This window comes from Candidatus Eisenbacteria bacterium (assembly GCA_030017955.1).
Classification (GTDB): domain Bacteria; phylum Eisenbacteria; class RBG-16-71-46; order JASEGR01; family JASEGR01; genus JASEGR01.
Map to the genome: position 1 here is coordinate 1 of JASEGR010000164.1, position 2750 is coordinate 2750.

Annotated in this window: 2 protein-coding genes; one reads left to right on the plus strand and one right to left on the minus strand. The window is 54.0% G+C overall.

Going from position 1 to position 2750, the window contains the following annotated elements; genetic code table 11:
- Window positions 1-1662 precede the first annotated feature (1662 nt).
- A complete protein-coding gene (locus QME66_13270) occupies window positions 1663-2508 on the plus strand; it encodes a tyrosine-type recombinase/integrase (protein ID MDI6809917.1) in 846 nt (281 codons plus the stop codon).
- 11 nt (window positions 2509-2519) lie between these two features.
- On the opposite strand, the gene QME66_13275 is transcribed toward QME66_13270, so the two are convergent.
- Window positions 2520-2750, minus strand: a 231-nt coding sequence (locus QME66_13275; GenBank protein ID MDI6809918.1) for a tyrosine-type recombinase/integrase, incomplete at its 5' end; no start/stop codon positions are given.

Below are 2750 nucleotides of genomic sequence, written 5' to 3' on the forward strand. Positions count from 1 at the left end.
TTAATGCCCTTCACTTCTTACTTCTTTTCATCCGCACCCTTTTCGCCCTTGTAATTTTAGCTTGGATCCTCTTAAAACCCGTATTTTGGGGGCCCAAAATGCCATTATAAGCTCTAAAAACACCCTGCTTTTATACATTTATTCTATATTTTCAATCGGTTAACTTAGCCCGACCCCAGGTTCCAGCGATCAGTTCCGCCAGGGGCCTGTGGCCACGCCTTATGAGCAGATGAAAATGTTATGTGAAGCTCCAGATTATGTGAAGTAGAGTTCCCGTCCATTGTAAATCTCCCGCCATTTTGCCCTATTTCGGGGGCTTTTTGCCCCTAATACTACACATAATTCCGTGCTATGACAAGTTCTGACTGCCTCGACAACAGAGGCGGAGAAAGGAGGTTGTCATGGCACTGGAACGGGTGTTTGAGTATGCGAGAACACTGAGGAGGCTGCGCAGTGGCCCAATAGGGAAACTTCTGGAGGGGTTTTGCAACTGGTTGTTGGAGCATGGCTTCAGTCGCTGGACAATCCGTAAACACCTCTTTAACGTATCCCACCTTAACGAGCATCTGGGCGGCCCAAGGAGTGTAGCCCACCAGAGCGTCAGCTTAAGAGAAGTTGAGGGCTTTTTCAGGGCTTACCCTTTGCGGTGCCGGAACCGGAGAGCACCAGAAAAACACGTGCGCCGCGTGGGCTACTCGGTAAATCGTTTCCTCGCCTATCTTCGTGATTCTGGGCTTGTGGATTCCTTGCCGCAACAGAAGATCTATCAGCCCCTTTTGCATGCCTATCTTAAGTGGATGCGCCATTACCAGCACGCGGCAGAGGGAACGCTTAAAGTCCGCAGCCATTCGATCACTCAGTTCATGGAGTGGCTTGGCGCCGGAGCCACGCCCGAAGGTTTGTCCAGGCTGACGGCCGAGAGAATCGAGGATTTCTTTCTGCGCTATGCCCAGAGCATGGGGCGATCCGTACGGCACTCTATGCAGTCGGCTTTGCGGACCTTCTTGCGGTTCTGTTTGCATCAAGGCTATATTAAGCGGCCTCTAGACCGCGCTGTGCCCACCCTGCGCACTTACAAACTGGCCACGGTTCCACGCGGGCTGAGCGACACCGAAGCCCAACAGATTCTGCGCTCCATTCACCGTAACAGCCATGCGGGTCGGCGAGATTACGCCATTGGGCAACTGCTTTACACCTACGGCGTGCGGGGCGGCCAAGTGCGTGCGCTTCGACTGGAAGATATCGACTGGACGCGGAACCAAATCCTTTTCCAAGCCTCCAAACAGGGAAAAGACAGCCGCCTGCCCTTAACGGCCCAGGTGGGTAAGAGTCTGTTGGATTACTCGCAAAACTCCCGCCCTTCCTATTCCTACCCTCATGTTTTTCTGACCTGCCGGGCACCCTATCACCCTTTGGCTCATTCCACCGCGCTTTCGGCTATCGTGGAACGTCATATCCGGACCGCGGGCCTCGAGCTCCCCAGCAAGGGCGCACATCTCTTTCGGCATGGCTTTGCCACCCGAATGCTCCATCAAGGTCATTCGCTGAAGGCCGTGGCCGACGTGCTCGGACATCGCCATCTCAGACCACCTTCATCTATACCAAAGTGGATTTTAACGCCCTCAAACAGGTGGGGCTGGCCTGGCCCCAGGAGGTGCATTGATGCCATCGGTTACCCTTCACAGTTGGCTATCTGGACAGATCGGCCGGTTCATCGAACTGCGTCGTCTTTCGGGGACCGATTACCAATCTCAGGCCAAGCTCTTGGGGTACTTCGACCGCTTTCTGCTCGAAGAACACCTCACCGGTCCACCCGTTACCCGAAAGATCATCGAACAGTATTTACAAAGCCTTGCGCACTTGCGTCCCCGAGTACAATACAACCGCTTCTGCGTGGTCCGACAGTTGTGCGAGTACACCGCCCAGTCAGATCCGTCTTGCTATGTGCCCGAACTCATGAAGTGTGGTTCTGCCCAAAAAGCTCATCGCCCCTATATCGTCAGTAAATCGGAGATCGCGGCTTTGCTTTCGACCGCCTGGACATTGCCGCCACCAAAGTCGTTGCGGCCACACACTTACCACACGCTTCTCGGACTTCTGTATACCACGGGTATCCGTATCGGTGAGGCTTTCGGCTTGGCCCTCAAGGACTTCCACCGCGAGCAGAATCTGCTCTATATCGCCGAAGGCAAGTTCCGCAAGGCCCGATGGGTGCCCTTGCATCCGTCCACCTCTCAGGTTCTTGAGCAATATGTCCACAGAAGAGTCCAAAACGGTCCAAGGTCACCAGATTCCCCCCTGTTCATTAATCTGCAGGGGCGTCGCTTGCGCCACTGCGTAGTCCATCGCACTTTTGGCCAACTCCTTAAGCAATGCGGCCTAGTTCACAACCAAAACGCCGGCCCGCGCATCCACGACCTGCGGCACTATGCCGAGTTCCAAACTATGCCGAGTGAGCACATTTCATCTTTGAGTATGAATGATTTATTTATGATCAACTCGGCATAGTCTGACGACATTCAGAGCGCGTTCAAGAACCGTAAGAGGTTATCACTGGGTCGGTAACGACCGGCCTTGACATTGAGCGGTTTGGTCTTCGCTAATGCTTTTTCTTTGAGAGCCAGATTGGCCTGCAGGTAGATGTGGGTGGGTTCGGGAGATTCGTGACCAAGCCAAAGAGCGATGACGGAATGGTCCACCCCGGACTGAAGGAGTTCCATGGCAGCGGTATGACGAAGGACATGAGGTGA